This window comes from Oceanobacillus sp. FSL K6-2867 (assembly GCF_037963145.1).
Classification (GTDB): Bacteria; Bacillota; Bacilli; order Bacillales; family Amphibacillaceae; genus Oceanobacillus.
Genome location: NZ_CP150144.1, coordinates 4112361 through 4125612, shown reverse-complemented (window position 1 = coordinate 4125612; position 13252 = coordinate 4112361). Strand labels below are relative to the sequence as shown.

Sequence of the window (13252 nt, the reverse complement as noted above, 5' to 3'; positions counted from 1 at the left end):
TTTTATATTTACATATATTTTTGTTGTTCTTTTGCCTTCTTGAGGGCTTCAAAGTCTGTTTTGACTTCTTTACCAACTAAAGAAGGTCTGTCTTCTTCGGTCAACTCTTTAAAGAATTTATCGATTTCTTTCTTATCTAGGTTAGGTAAAATCTGTAAATGTGCTTGTTTCAAATATTCTTGTCTTTGATGTTTTTCAATAATTTCTCTTCTTATAAAATATCTATCAAGGTAAACATTCTTCATAATATAGTCATCAGTCCACCCATATTCGGAAGCAAAGAAATGACACATTTCCTCTTCCATTTCTATGTAAATTTCTTCCTTTGTTTTTGGCTCTTCAAAGTTTTGGTTTACTGAACCTTCGCTTTGAATACCTTTCCCAAGTTTTTTACTTTACTCACGATTGCAGAAATATTGTTTAATTCGATAACTGCTGTAACAACGTCAATAAACTCTTCAAAACCTAATTCATCAACCTTTTCAATACCACTTGCTACCGATACTAACTTGAATACTTCATCTTGTGCATTTGCAATTAATGTAGGTAACTTGGTTAAAATTAATTCAGTATTTAAGTTTTCCAATTCTTCCAATGAAACAACTTCCGTTACAATAGAAGGCAACTTTTCAACCGCCAACATTAGTTCCGCAAATTTACCAATCTGAATTTTTTTAATCTCAACTTCTTGACCATTGATTTGAATATTTTTACTTGATTTCATTTAATAAAACCCCTTTTAATTTTTTATTTATCTATTAAGTTGTTGCAGGTGCTTCGCCAATACGAAAATAATTTCCACTCTCTTTTGGGCTCCCTGTTCGATGGAGTCCTGTGAATGTAATCTCATAACCTGCAACCTCTTTGCCATAAGTGCGCTCAACTGCACCTGTCGGAACTGCCTTAAAGATTGTGATATCAAAGGATTTATCTGATTCTGGTAAATCAGCAGGATGAATAATAAGTTCTTTAGCTTCTTTTCTTAAAGATTTCATTCCCACTCCATCTGTAATACTTCCGTTTGTATCCTCTTCAACGCCTGCTAAAGCCATTTTATAATGTTCATAGCTCTCTTCATCAACAACAATTGTTGCTGTAACTGTCCATCCTTCAATGATACGGTCATATGCATATGCTAAATAAAGGTCTACCTCTTGTAAAACAGGTTCTGCTGAGAATACCATTGCATCTGCTTGACGCCCAACTTTAACACCGCCAACAGTAACGTCAGCCATACCGATTGTCAATCTCATATCTTCTGCCATTTAAATCATTCCTTTTTCTAATTTCATTTTTTATATTGGAAAACTAATTCCAATGAAAATTCTCTTCTGTTTTTGCTATCTTGGTACAAATAAGTTAAATCTGTTGATGCATAACTGCTTGTAATAAAAAAATCACCCAAAGAATAATTCTCCTTAGAGTGAAATAAGTTAAATATTTTATTACCTAGCTCAATACCCTCGGCATACCCTTTTGACCTTAATTTAATTTCAATCTTCTTTTCTCTTGTAACTGAATATTTACTTGGTGGAAGTCCTCCCAAGTCAATGACAGATACAATTGTGTCTGTCATTGACTTGGGATAATGATTTCCAAATAAATTTGTTTCATTGAGTGAAAGAATATTTAATTCAATAAAATCAATCACACTATTTAATAGAATTTTACTCATTAATCACACCCACTTTTGACCAATCACCGATAAAGAAGTAGGAATTAATATCTGCCAAAAAGTTAGAAGGTTTACCAACAAATCTAATTTCAAATGTATCTGCTTCTTTTTTAAAGGTTCTTGTGAATCCATTCTCTGGTGAGATATAAGCCTCCCATATACACAAATCGAACTCTTTTGAATCTGTTCCATGTGGATGAACTACTAACCTTTTCCCTGTCATATCAACATTTGAAGCATCATCATACAACCCATTAACATGATTCTTTAAGATTGGTGAATGTAGCTTTAAGGTTTCATATGATTCATGATTTATTAATACTGTGAAGGTAACTTCATAGCTTTCAAGGATATATTTTTGAATCGTATTTCCTGCACCACCATAAACAGGTGAATAAGTTGGGATAGCTTGGAATATTGCTTCATCTGCTATTGTTGGTAGAGTTATCCCATCATATGTAACATCACATGCCCCAAAAGGGATTCTGATTTCATTAGTCATCAATAGCATCCCCTATCTTTTCTGCTAGGTAATTAACATATTTTTGGGCATTTTGTGTAGTTGGTATCTCTAAATATTTACGTCCCGTACCTTCAACTTGAGCATTATAAAATTCTTCATGTCGTCTCAAGGCATATTCTTTATCGTATCCAACTTTTGCAACAATCTTACCCCCAATTTTAGTTGCAGGGTCTACACTTCCATTCTCTCTAAGTCCACCCTCATCCAAAGGTGCAAGGTCAATTGATTCAGATAATAAATCTTCTGCAATAACATTTAGTGCTTGTTCTGCAACATCTTCAACGTCATCTGCCATTTTTGAAAACTTCTTTGCTAGTTGTGAAAAACTTATTTCATTTTTAGCCATTAGACATTCACCACCTTGAATATGGATTGCCCATATGTATCGCGCCTGTTACGTACAGAAATTGGCGTGTAATCCTTACCCTCATATCTAATCCTTCTTTTAGTCAGTGTATCAACATCAATATCAACGTCTTTTGGAAACCAAAACCGAATAGATGACACTACTTCTATACCTGCATTATTCCTTACCATTTCAAATGATTCTGTAGCTCGACACTTAACACTAAAAGGTTCGGATTCAATGACATCACCATATCTATCAGTTTGAATAATAATAATCTCACAATCTTGTTGTAATAGATGTTCTATCATTTTGCATCACCTACACGTAATTTAATGATAGATTTCAAGAATCCTCTAGCAACGGGAGAGATTAGATTATTCTTCATGGTAAAAGTGATACCATCTACTGCATAATACCCAACGCCTTCTTGCTGTAATTGATAGCGTTCTGGCGCATAATTTAGTAAATGAATAGCTTGCTCACATACAGCGTGAAAATAATTATCAGTTTCTTTTGCTCCATCACGAAAATTGAAATGGCTTTGCAGAATACTTTCTGCCGTATTTAATGCAGATTGTCGTTTCTCTTCAAATGCATCAATCCATTTTTCATTGAATAGGTGATTTTCCAGATATGTATGTGCTTTATTCGTTTCTATCATTTTCATTCACCTTCTTTTCTGTTGGTGAATCGGTTTTTGTAGATTCCTTTTTGGAAGTTGGTGAAGTTTTCTTTTTAGTAGCTTTCTTGAATCCTCTATCTTTATAAAGAACCTCAAAAGCCTTTTCAGTAACCTCAATCACTTTCCCATCATTATTTACTACTTTCAATCTCTTCACCTCCATTAAATTCATTAAAATAGGAGTGCCATAAAGACACCCCTTCATTTAATTATTTATTATGCTTGTGCCTTTGGAGTTAAAGCAGCAAATGCATCGTCTTTTGTGATAACATAAGCAACTGGAAGAATTACACGTAAAGCGCTCATATCTTTTTCAGCTAGGTTAATTCCACCTACTGTTGCTTGGTCTAGCAATTTGAAACGCATTTCACCTTGAATACCTACAACACTATGAGAGAAATCACCTGTAACAAGTTGAGTAGTAGCTTTATCTACACCAAAAGAGTATCCAATTGGTTGTGAGTAAAATTCATCTTGCTCGCCTGCAACACCTTTTGGAAGGTACATTGCATTACCATTTGAATCTTTCATTTTACGAATACGATTTTTGAAGCCAAAGTGAGTGATGAAGCCATTAACATCATAGCCACCATCTTCAACAAGTGCCATTACGTCACTTACATCTTCATAAAGTGCTTGACCTGCTGTAGCTCCTTCTGCAACTTTATTACCAGATGCATTGATAACACCCATTAAGTTTTTAGCGTATACAGTACCTGCTAATGCTTCTGCATCGAATTTTCTGTGAAACTGCTCAATGATTTGAGTCTGTAGTTCTGCCACAACATCAACAATGCTTTCTCCCAAAAATTCATTTGAGAAAGGTACGATTACTGCTAGTTTTTTAGCTTGTAACTCTACTGGACGGAATTTAGCATCATTTGCTACTCCAATCGCTTCTGCTTCGTCCGCATAAAAAGCTGTTACACCTTCTGCAACTGAAATAGTTTTCTTAGAAGTCGTCATTTCCTCCAAACGTGATAAGCTCATAACTGCACTTCCTTTAACAACGGATTGCACGATTTCTTGAGATTGCTCTTGAGGGATTAAACCTTCTGAATTTGTTCTTAAAATTGTCATTTAAATCTTCCTTTTCTTTAATTAGTTTTTTGTAAATCATGTGTAAGCGCTTTTAAATTTACCCACACGAAAAAAGCTTATTTGTTGAATCTTGATAAGCCTTTTAAAAATCCTTTGTTTGTTTTATTTTCATTTGATGTATCTGGATTAGTACCACCATTACCAAATGACTGTGGATTACCTTTATTGAATAATCCTTTGGCTGTTGCATTTTCAATCCATTTTAATTGCTCTAATTCATTGCCTTGAGGGATTAAATCACGCATATTTTCTGGTACTGTTTCAAGCTTCGCTTTTAGAATTTCTTGAAATGTGTCTTTGTACAATTGAAATTCATTTGAAATAGGCTCATGCTTTTCTTTTAATTCATTGTATAAAGTTTCAAATTCACCTTGTTTTTCTTTGGTTTCTAGTTCCACCTGTTCTTGCTGTTTTACAAGTGCATCTAATTGCTTTTTGACTTCTTTGTAGTTGTCATTTACAGTTTTAAATCTCTCGTAAGGGATTGTCTTTTCAGTATTGTTCGGGTCTGCACCTGTTCCCTTATCATCTTGATTATCTGTACCTTCACCTGTGCCACCGTTGCCTGTATCTGCATCATAAAATACTTGAAACATATCTTGTAAATTCATTCAAAAAACTCCTTCTCATTTTTAAACGTGTTTTGTCACGATTATTTTTAATACGAACTAAGCTTTTATTGTCATTCATAGTAAGTTTTGGACATAAAAAAACACTACTTTTTATTTTTGTGGTAGTGGATTTTGTTCATTTCTTTAATTGACTTGTCTAATAGATTGCTTGGCGCTTTCTTGCCTTTATCTTTTTTGAGTTCTGGCATGAAAGGTTTAAGTACATGCTTGCACGATGGATGAAAGGACATATAACCTAAATTGAAATTAGGCAATCTACTTATGCTTGGATAATCGGGATGGTTTCCAGATATGGAAAAGACCATTCTCTCAAAGTACCCACACCAACACTTGCTACCATGACTAGATACTTGCACCAAATCAAAGTTAGGGTTAGTTGGATATTGCGCTCGATACTCTAACAAGCGATTTATCAAGCCTTGGTTATATATCAATCTTGATTTAGTTCTAACTGCCATTGAAGCATACTTATCAATTTTCCATTCTCTTTTTAGAGCATCGATAAATGAAGCAACACCATTTTCCCTTAATGCATCTCTTAAATCCCTTTTAGTCCTACGCTGACTTTCACCAGAAATAACTTGCCTATTGAAGATTTCTTTTCCATTGTTTCTAATTATTTTCTTAGCTTCTTCACTCATGAATTGAGTGTTCTTTGCCATGTCCAAATACAACGAATTGGAAGCCACCTCTATAGCCTTCTTATGCATGACAACTAAACTACCACCAATGACATTAACATTTGTAAGTAACGCTGTTTCAGCATCAATATTTGATAATGCTAAGTAATAATACTCTGGAAGTACCTCATAAGACCATTTATAGGCTACCTCATCTAATCGCTGTAACTCTAATTGAATTTCACGTAATATTGACCTTGCTTGATTTTCAGACAAGCCATTATTAATCTGGTATTCTAACCTTTTTACCAAATATAGATAAACCCTTTGATATTCTTTAACCAATTCATCTGCTGCTTCATCCAAATCATTCAATGTCATCAGCATCACCATTATCTACTATGTCATTATTATTGGTATTTGCTAATGGCTCATTAAAACCCTGCATACTACCCATGAAAGTTTGATTGTTTGTTTCTGCCTGTTCATTTAGAATTTCTTCAAATTCTTCTTCAACTTCTTTAGATGTCATATGAGGATTTAATCTAGCAATTGCAGATTTCTTACTGCTCAATCCTGCATCTACTTTTAATTGCTCTGCTTGTGCATTTTCAAGTAAGTCAACAGGCATATTGATGCTTAATTCCACATTAGGAATTTCTGGTGTATATGACTTTTCACCGCTTACTACTTGTAATTGTTGAGCGATATATAATATCTTCTTTAAAGCAGGTCTCCAATACTGATAAGACCTTGTAATTTTGCATTGTGTACGCCATGATTTTAATAAGATGGCACGTCCTGAACTCTGAGAGGCGGAATCAAGACCAAACAAACTGGGTGCTAAAGGTGAAACATAATGCAATGTTTTGTAAACAATATCCTCAATAAATTTAAAGTTTGCATCTAGTTTCGCATCCCAAGTTACATAACCCATTGGAGATTTAATACTGCCTTCTCCATCTTCAAACACTTCATAAACTTTATTCCCTTTTCTGTTTAGGTTTCCATCATCATCAAACAATGAAGATGTTGCATACATTGCAGGGTCTGAATGAATATCCAATACATTACTAATTTGTGTAACCCTATGATTCAATTCATCGAATAATGGTGTAAGTCCTGTATATAGGCTATCACCCCAAAAACTAGAACCGCTTCTGGTGAAAGGGATATAAGTTAAAGGTGATTGAGTTAATCTGGTATTAACTTCTGTTGGCTCGGATATTTCTTTACCTTGTTTATCATTCGTATAATTAAATACTTGAGTAATACACCAATAATAGCCATCTTCCCTTTGTTCATAGGTTTCAGTGTGTAAATATCTTTTATTTCCTTCATTAAATGGAATTGCAATTGTTTCTGATAATAACTTTCTTTTATCTGTAGGTGAAACTGTTGGAAAATAGTAATCCACTTCAACAAAAGTGATTTTTGATTTTCCATTATCTAAAAAATTCTTAGCAAGAATTCCACCTTTATATGATTGTGATAAACTTGCTTCTGACAATTGAACATTCAATTCATTATCCTCAATAATCTCATCAATGGCTTCATCTGCCTTTTTATTGCTTTTTGTTGTAGCATTAATTGGATTACCGAATGCCAAATCAGAATACAGTTGTGAAACTTCTCTAGGTAATGCCAATGGTAGATATGGATGCTCAAATGAAGTATCTAACTTCCTAATTTGACTATAATCAGTTTCATAATTGTTATACATATCTTCATACTCTTTATACTGAATATGTCTTTTGCTTTTAAAATCCAAATGTGTTTCCTCCCTTCTATAGTCCTTGTGGCTTGCTTACTACACGCCTTTTCTTCTTACGCTTCTTTAATAATTGCCAAGCACCCTGTAAACTATCTGGTGCATCATCATGCCCTTTACCGTTATAATCCTTAATTTGAGTATTGTAAGTTGAAGAATCACGATTAAATTTAATAACACCATTCACAATATCTGGCTGAATATTAAGTATTCTTACATGCTTATTTGTTCTTGGCTTTATTGGTAATAACCGAATATGATATAACTCTTCTTTTAATAATCGCTCTTTTAAAATATCAGCCACGTTTTCTTGAAACAAAACTGATTCAAATCCAATCGTTTCAAGTGATTCATATTGCTTTGCTTTTTTAATGATTAATTCAATAAATTCATTTACTGGCATTCGTTGACTGATACCATCGACAACATATAAATAGCCAGTTTCCTTGTGCTTTGCTAATATAGTGATTGCACTGAAATCCCCTTTACCTTGTTTAGCACCTTTTCCAAGTGCAGGGTCGCAAAACATAACCAAACTACATTCATTCAAAGAAGGAAGTTTATCCCAATATTGAATATTTTGGAAAACATATTCATTTAAAGATTTCGGTTTACACATTTGGTCTTTGTAGAATGCAGACTCCCCATCATCCACTAACTTTTTCATTAAATAGTAGTAATCATATTTTTCTTCCCATAATACTTTTGCACCTTTTAACATTTCATCTTTATTATCAAGATAAAATTGATAAGCAGTATCTTCTCTATTTGTATCCTCTAATGAGGTATAAAGTTTGCGCCATTCTTCCCATAAATAAGTTTTATTAGCCCATGAAATTATAGCTTGAAAGAATAATTGCTTATATCCTGTTGTTTCTGGTGACAATAACTCTGACATTAAATCTTCTTGATGTACGGTTGTTCCAACTACACAAACACGGGTGTTTTCATCACCACTATTTAATAATGCTGATTTATATGTATCAGCCAATTTATCTCTGGCTGTTTCAGATTCTGCTACATCATCCTTAATTAAGTCATCGCATAGCACCATGTCAACACGCCTTGATTTATAACGAATCCCACGGATTGAACCGTTAATACCACGTACCATACAAGCTGTATCATTATTTAGCCATATCTCATTTGATGCCCATTTTTCACTTGATTTAAGTTTTCCAAAATCCTCTATAATAGCATCATTTGAAACTATTTCATCTTTAATCATTTGTAAAAATGGGATGCCAGTTTCTTCTGTTGCTGATACGATTAAAAGGAATTGTAATTTTTTAAAAAGCAATATATACAGAGGTGAGAGAAAACTTGATATGGTACTTTTCCCATTCCCTCTGGGGCAACCAATAACTAATCTTTTACCTTCATTCTTGATTAGGTCGTCAATAGCATCGATTAAACTTTTATGAAACTTTGACATTGGTTTATTAAAGTATTTCGGGAAATATGCCCTTGCAAAATATTCCATATCAATTTCACTTAACATTTTACGAATACCATTTTTGCCAAAGGGCTCGTATGTATTTAATATTTCTTCTATTTCTAAATTTGAAAAATGTTTCTGTAAATATTCAAGCATTAGTTTAAAATCGTTATCTGTCATGTTTCCACCTCCAATACTGAAATTTTAAAAATATGTTAGAAATTTTTAGGGTACTTTGCCCTGCCCCCAGACACCCCTCTGTATAAATGGAGGGGGGAGCTGTCCATCAAGCTAATCACAATCATTCAACAAATCCATTGAAAACATTTTCATTTCTTTCCATGACAAAGAAGACAATCACAATGCGATTGTCTTTCACATCCTCAACTAACATTCATTCGTAATTGTTAATCAAATTTATTTAATTTATTTTTCTTTTAATTTGATTTAAATTGAATTTATTTCTTCAATTCATTCAATCATTCATTCATCATGTTATTATCATGACAACATCACTACTACTCACCACATGCCATGCCACACTACCCACCATACACACAGCTACCACAAACTAAAGGTCTAATGATAACACCGCTCTATCCTTCTCATCTTGAGTGATTCCAATGTATCTTAGTGTAACACTTGGTGCTGAATGGTTGAGCATATCCTGTATGATGACTATATCTGTACCTGCCTTGTAGCTGTGGTATGCCCATGTCTTTCTTAGGCTATGACTGCCCACATCTTTAACACCTACAGCACCTGCTGCATCTTTAATTATCTTCCATGCTGCCTGCCTTTGAATAGGTTGATTAGTACCCTTTCTACTACAGAATACGTAATCACCCCTACCCCCTTTAAAATTTTCCATGTGATGTTCGGCTATCGCTTTCTTAACCTTCTTGGTTAATGGCAGCCTGTTATGCTTATTAGTTTTAGTATCCCTTAACTTAATGTAATCAACTGGTTTCCCATTCACATCAACAATATCTTCAAACTTTAATGAGAGCAAATCACTTACCCTTAATGCACTATTAATTCCTAATGTGAATAGCAATGAATCACGCTTATTACTCGATAAGTATTTTCTAATGTCATCAATCTTTTTCTTATCCCTTATAGGCTCAACAAACTCCATGTTAACCACCCCCGAATGTTACTTATTATATAGATATTATATATTATGTATCATTCATTTAGAACTTTCAGTAAAGGATTTAGCTGAAAACATCCATAAACATTGATATAACAACCTTTATAAGATGATAATGAATAAGACTTAATTTCATTGTGTCTTATTGGAACATTTTAAAATATGCTCAATCTGTATCATTCCATGACTATAACAGACGGCAAATAATAGCCTTTTAAGTAGCCCTATAATATGTGTTATAGAGTCCATTAATTTCATAAACATTTTGGCTCTGGTATTGTGCCATGATTTGGCTTAGGGATTGACTTAGATTTTCTTTTATTCAGCATCTTTAACCTCATCTGCTTCATTATTATTGTCTTCTTTATCTTGACTTTGCTTTTCTTTCCATAATGCCAATAAATCGTTTTTATTATCATCATTAGTATTGATAGTAATTTCAGTCTGTTGATTCCAGTCTGCATGTGCTAACAAATCTTGGATTGCTCGCATCCTAACCATATCATTTTTCGATTTCATGCCTAGCTTTTCTAACTCTTTTAGATATTTCCCTGCTTTATCTTTTAACTCCTGCTTTAAATAAGCATCTCTTAGTTTATTCATTTCTTCTAGTTTAGCCTTGAATTTAGGGTCTTTCATCCACTTATATATCGCACCCCTGCTTACACCTAATTCTTCTGCAATTGCAGTAACAGTATATTCACCAGAGGATATCATTTCAATTGCCTTCAACTTCTTATCTGTCAACATTTTATCACCTTTTTTAATCTTTCAAACTTTTGGGAGATGTTTACATTTGTGTAGATTCTCCTACTCATTCCATGAATAAAACCAAAACAAAAACACTACAAATTGTAGTGCTTTAACAACTTTATTTAATTTCATCCATTAATATTTCTAAATTAAAGACCTTAATTAAATCATTTCCAAATCTAGTTAATTTTGTTTCACTTGCCCTTTTCAATTTGGAATCCATAACTCCCCTATTAAACCTTGTTCTATACTTATCATCTGAATAGTATCTGTGATTCACCAAATCAGAAATTTGTTCAATCTGTTTATCTTTATCATTTCCGATTAACCATTTTGATTCTAATTTATAATCAATATGTCTGCGATAACTGGCTTCCTTATAATAAAGGTCTTTATCTGTATAACTTAACTCTTTTCTATTCTTAGATATTTCTTTACCGATACCCTGTTTAAATTTCCTTGTATATTCCAACAATCGTTTTAAATCCTCGATGCGTAATTCCCTAAGTACGTCATAGTAAGAAATTATGTAGGCTTCTTCCCTAATTTTTTCATCAACTACATATTCAAATCCATCTAATATAAATTCAACTTTCTTTTCTTGATGTTCTTCCATTAAATCGTCTAATACAAAAGGGAAAATTGTGTTTTGAAGCATCTCTTTCAATGGTTCATCCAATAAATTTACCTTGTTGCCAATCCTTATTAGTTGTTCTTCATTTTCCTTTACCCTTTTCTGTAACCTATGAAGAATAACAGCATTTCTTAGCTTTGATATGTATGGCGCAACACTTAAAACTAAATCAATTATTTCTTCTGTAGTTGAACCTTCCTCAACCCCAAGTAGACCTTTTAATGCTGTTTCTAAATCCTTCCCCATTTTATCACCCACATTAGAATAGTTTGTCTATATTTTAACATGAATTAGGGGTAGGGTATTTTTTAACACTCATAAGCCCATAGCAACATTCATGATTACACTTATAGGAAAAGGGGATAAAACCCATATTTATCATGAATGCTACTATCGACTTATGAATAATACTTTTTTCAAAATAAAAACACCCTTTCGGGTGCTCAATCATCAACATTAAAAATATTCACTAACAAATCAATCATTAATTTATTGCTTCTATTTATTTCATCTAATTGATTTCTAATCTCTAACAATTCCTCTTCTATATCTACATATTCCATAGTGGAAATGGCAGTATCACAATTTCCACATTTTATTACAATCATTTTAAACGGTCTTTCCAATTTCTCTTGTAAGAAATAATACTGCTCTTCACATTTAGGACATTTCACTCATAACACCCCTCATTAAATATTTATTCCTAATATTATTCGAGAAGGTATGTTAAAAGTCCTGAATTATCAAATTAAAGCACCCAGATAGTGGATGCCCAATTCTTAACCCTCTAAAACTTCAATTGATGAAACATGGCTTGGATTTATAAGTATGCTCTTTTTATCACCTAAATAAAGTAAAGTATTCTTCAACACTTTGGCTGTTTGCCCCATAGGTAATTTATTCTCATTGAAAAAACTACCTATGAATCTATCAAATTCAAATTCATCTAACTTATCAATTACATATTCTTTTCCACTATCCATAATAACTTTAATTTTCATTCTAAATACTCCCTCTTCAAATTTTTGCACTATACATCACAATATTCGACAAGGCGTGCCAAAAGTCCTTCTTATCTATTAATAAATTAAGAAAAAATAACTAATCTATTAAATACATTCATGCACATGATATAATTATCAAGGAAATTATATTTTAATAATGCGAGGTATCCAGAATGATTAAAAAAATCACTAATTGGCATCGTTTTTCTTTCAACATGCAATCGGAACACTTTTACAATTACATAGAAACTATGGAAGGTAGTATTGAATCACACAAAAATTCCCTTGAAAAAAGGTTTGAAGAACAGTCCAAAGATATAAAAGACCCAGCAATAAAACAGGAATTTTATGAGCACGCATTTTTGGATGACTATCATGATTTAGACAAAACATATACATTAATTTTACGTAAATCTCTGTTCATTTCACTATACTCATTTATGGAATCAGAATTAAGAAGTATTGCTAAGAATATAGAAAAACAAAACTTAACTAATAAAAAATTAGCTGATTTTAACGATAGAGGTATATATTTATATCTTGTCTATCTAGAAAAAACCAATAAAATTAATATCAATATCTCTAAAGAAAATAGAAAAAAATTTAAAGAATACAACAATCTAAGAAACTATTTTGTGCACAACGATAATAACTCAATTAATCAAAAGCAATATGATAAACTAAAAATACTACCCTATTTGGCTTTTGAAAAATTCCCTCATAAAGACTATACTAATTACCAAGTCGAAGCACTTGAAAAAGATTTTAACCCGCACTATCTGAATTTAATCTCATTATTTTTTGATGAGCTTTTTAAGGGAATTGAGGAAAGCAATATAACCTTATAACTTTTCACAGTTACCTAACAATAAGTTTAAAAACAGGGAATTATTAATAATCATAATTCCCTGCTGATA

The 13252-nt window shown here is 32.6% G+C and carries 20 protein-coding genes; 1 reads left to right on the top strand and 19 read right to left on the bottom strand.

Annotated features, from left to right (window positions below; translation table 11 throughout):
• Positions 1-8 precede the first annotated feature (8 nt).
• The 19 genes from NSQ77_RS20020 to NSQ77_RS19930 form a co-directional block, all read right to left on the bottom strand.
• Positions 9-305, bottom strand: coding sequence for a hypothetical protein (locus NSQ77_RS20020; RefSeq protein ID WP_339227844.1), 297 nt, complete (start codon positions 303-305; stop codon positions 9-11).
• A 47-nt stretch (positions 306-352) separates the two neighbouring features.
• Positions 353-724, bottom strand: a complete 372-nt coding sequence (locus NSQ77_RS20015; RefSeq protein WP_339227843.1) for a hypothetical protein — start codon at positions 722-724, stop codon at positions 353-355.
• Positions 725-758: 34 nt separating this feature from the next.
• Complete coding sequence (locus NSQ77_RS20010; protein ID WP_339227842.1) at positions 759-1265, bottom strand: hypothetical protein; 507 nt, start codon at positions 1263-1265, stop codon at positions 759-761.
• A gap of 23 nt (positions 1266-1288) precedes the next feature.
• On the bottom strand, positions 1289-1675 hold the full coding sequence (locus NSQ77_RS20005) for a minor capsid protein (RefSeq protein WP_339227841.1): 387 nt from the start codon (positions 1673-1675) through the stop codon (positions 1289-1291).
• Complete coding sequence (locus NSQ77_RS20000) at positions 1668-2177, bottom strand: hypothetical protein (protein WP_339227840.1); 510 nt, start codon at positions 2175-2177, stop codon at positions 1668-1670. Before NSQ77_RS20000 ends, NSQ77_RS20005 begins: the two co-directional genes overlap by 8 nt.
• Positions 2170-2544, bottom strand: coding sequence for an HK97 gp10 family phage protein (locus NSQ77_RS19995; RefSeq protein ID WP_339227839.1), 375 nt, complete (start codon positions 2542-2544; stop codon positions 2170-2172). The genes NSQ77_RS20000 and NSQ77_RS19995 overlap by 8 nt, the downstream gene beginning before the upstream one ends.
• Positions 2544-2855 (bottom strand): hypothetical protein, encoded by a 312-nt coding sequence (locus NSQ77_RS19990; RefSeq protein WP_339227838.1) that lies wholly within the window; start codon positions 2853-2855, stop codon positions 2544-2546. Before NSQ77_RS19990 ends, NSQ77_RS19995 begins: the two co-directional genes overlap by 1 nt.
• Positions 2852-3208, bottom strand: a complete 357-nt coding sequence (locus tag NSQ77_RS19985) for a hypothetical protein (protein ID WP_339227837.1) — start codon at positions 3206-3208, stop codon at positions 2852-2854. Before NSQ77_RS19985 ends, NSQ77_RS19990 begins: the two co-directional genes overlap by 4 nt.
• Positions 3192-3377 carry a hypothetical protein gene (locus NSQ77_RS19980; RefSeq protein WP_339227836.1) on the bottom strand — a complete coding sequence of 62 codons (186 nt, stop codon included), beginning with the start codon at positions 3375-3377 and terminating at the stop codon, positions 3192-3194. Before NSQ77_RS19980 ends, NSQ77_RS19985 begins: the two co-directional genes overlap by 17 nt.
• A 68-nt stretch (positions 3378-3445) precedes the next feature.
• Positions 3446-4309: a phage major capsid protein gene (locus NSQ77_RS19975; RefSeq protein WP_339227834.1), complete on the bottom strand. Its 864-nt coding sequence runs from the start codon at positions 4307-4309 to the stop codon at positions 3446-3448.
• 77 nt (positions 4310-4386) lie between these two features.
• Positions 4387-4941 (bottom strand): hypothetical protein, encoded by a 555-nt coding sequence (locus NSQ77_RS19970; RefSeq protein WP_339227833.1) that lies wholly within the window; start codon positions 4939-4941, stop codon positions 4387-4389.
• Between the two features lie 104 nt (positions 4942-5045).
• Entirely contained in the window at positions 5046-5963 is a 918-nt protein-coding gene (locus NSQ77_RS19965) for a phage minor capsid protein (RefSeq protein ID WP_339227832.1), read from the bottom strand.
• The gene (locus tag NSQ77_RS19960) at positions 5950-7353 is read right to left on the bottom strand and encodes a phage portal protein (protein ID WP_339227831.1); all 1404 of its coding nucleotides are present in this window, start codon (positions 7351-7353) and stop codon (positions 5950-5952) included. Before NSQ77_RS19960 ends, NSQ77_RS19965 begins: the two co-directional genes overlap by 14 nt.
• 16 nt (positions 7354-7369) lie before the next feature.
• Entirely contained in the window at positions 7370-8971 is a 1602-nt protein-coding gene (gene terL, locus NSQ77_RS19955; RefSeq protein WP_339227830.1) for a phage terminase large subunit, read from the bottom strand.
• 391 nt (positions 8972-9362) lie between these two features.
• Positions 9363-9929 carry a site-specific integrase gene (locus tag NSQ77_RS19950; protein ID WP_339227829.1) on the bottom strand — a complete coding sequence of 189 codons (567 nt, stop codon included), beginning with the start codon at positions 9927-9929 and terminating at the stop codon, positions 9363-9365.
• Between the two features lie 333 nt (positions 9930-10262).
• The gene (locus NSQ77_RS19945) at positions 10263-10694 is read right to left on the bottom strand and encodes a phBC6A51 family helix-turn-helix protein (protein ID WP_339227828.1); all 432 of its coding nucleotides are present in this window, start codon (positions 10692-10694) and stop codon (positions 10263-10265) included.
• Positions 10695-10815: 121 nt separating this feature from the next.
• Positions 10816-11577, bottom strand: coding sequence for a hypothetical protein (locus NSQ77_RS19940; RefSeq protein WP_339227827.1), 762 nt, complete (start codon positions 11575-11577; stop codon positions 10816-10818).
• A 197-nt stretch (positions 11578-11774) separates the two neighbouring features.
• Complete coding sequence (locus NSQ77_RS19935) at positions 11775-12005, bottom strand: hypothetical protein (RefSeq protein WP_339227826.1); 231 nt, start codon at positions 12003-12005, stop codon at positions 11775-11777.
• Between the two features lie 105 nt (positions 12006-12110).
• Positions 12111-12332, bottom strand: a complete 222-nt coding sequence (locus tag NSQ77_RS19930; protein WP_339227825.1) for a hypothetical protein — start codon at positions 12330-12332, stop codon at positions 12111-12113.
• A 176-nt stretch (positions 12333-12508) separates the two neighbouring features.
• Here NSQ77_RS19930 and NSQ77_RS19925 point away from each other — a divergent pair, with 176 nt between their 5' ends.
• Entirely contained in the window at positions 12509-13183 is a 675-nt protein-coding gene (locus tag NSQ77_RS19925) for a hypothetical protein (protein ID WP_339227824.1), read from the top strand.
• The last annotated feature ends 69 nt before the right edge of the window (positions 13184-13252 follow it).

Excerpts from the sequence above, each read along its gene's own strand:
- NSQ77_RS19945 (WP_339227828.1), bottom strand. The coding sequence starts at position 10,694 with ATGTTGACAGATAAGAAGTTGAAGGCAATTGAAATGATATCCTCTGGT.
- terL (WP_339227830.1), bottom strand. The coding sequence starts at position 8,971 with ATGACAGATAACGATTTTAAACTAATGCTTGAATATTTACAGAAACAT.
- NSQ77_RS19930 (WP_339227825.1), bottom strand. The coding sequence starts at position 12,332 with ATGAAAATTAAAGTTATTATGGATAGTGGAAAAGAATATGTAATTGAT.
- NSQ77_RS19925 (WP_339227824.1), top strand. The coding sequence starts at position 12,509 with ATGATTAAAAAAATCACTAATTGGCATCGTTTTTCTTTCAACATGCAA.
- NSQ77_RS20020 (WP_339227844.1), bottom strand. The coding sequence starts at position 305 with ATGGAAGAGGAAATGTGTCATTTCTTTGCTTCCGAATATGGGTGGACT.
- NSQ77_RS19995 (WP_339227839.1), bottom strand. The coding sequence starts at position 2,544 with ATGGCTAAAAATGAAATAAGTTTTTCACAACTAGCAAAGAAGTTTTCA.
- NSQ77_RS19940 (WP_339227827.1), bottom strand. The coding sequence starts at position 11,577 with ATGGGGAAGGATTTAGAAACAGCATTAAAAGGTCTACTTGGGGTTGAG.
- NSQ77_RS19970 (WP_339227833.1), bottom strand. The coding sequence starts at position 4,941 with ATGAATTTACAAGATATGTTTCAAGTATTTTATGATGCAGATACAGGC.
- NSQ77_RS20005 (WP_339227841.1), bottom strand. The coding sequence starts at position 1,675 with ATGAGTAAAATTCTATTAAATAGTGTGATTGATTTTATTGAATTAAAT.
- NSQ77_RS20010 (WP_339227842.1), bottom strand. The coding sequence starts at position 1,265 with ATGGCAGAAGATATGAGATTGACAATCGGTATGGCTGACGTTACTGTT.
- NSQ77_RS20015 (WP_339227843.1), bottom strand. The coding sequence starts at position 724 with ATGAAATCAAGTAAAAATATTCAAATCAATGGTCAAGAAGTTGAGATT.
- NSQ77_RS19985 (WP_339227837.1), bottom strand. The coding sequence starts at position 3,208 with ATGATAGAAACGAATAAAGCACATACATATCTGGAAAATCACCTATTC.
- NSQ77_RS19975 (WP_339227834.1), bottom strand. The coding sequence starts at position 4,309 with ATGACAATTTTAAGAACAAATTCAGAAGGTTTAATCCCTCAAGAGCAA.
- NSQ77_RS19950 (WP_339227829.1), bottom strand. The coding sequence starts at position 9,929 with ATGGAGTTTGTTGAGCCTATAAGGGATAAGAAAAAGATTGATGACATT.
- NSQ77_RS19965 (WP_339227832.1), bottom strand. The coding sequence starts at position 5,963 with ATGACATTGAATGATTTGGATGAAGCAGCAGATGAATTGGTTAAAGAA.
- NSQ77_RS20000 (WP_339227840.1), bottom strand. The coding sequence starts at position 2,177 with ATGACTAATGAAATCAGAATCCCTTTTGGGGCATGTGATGTTACATAT.
- NSQ77_RS19990 (WP_339227838.1), bottom strand. The coding sequence starts at position 2,855 with ATGATAGAACATCTATTACAACAAGATTGTGAGATTATTATTATTCAA.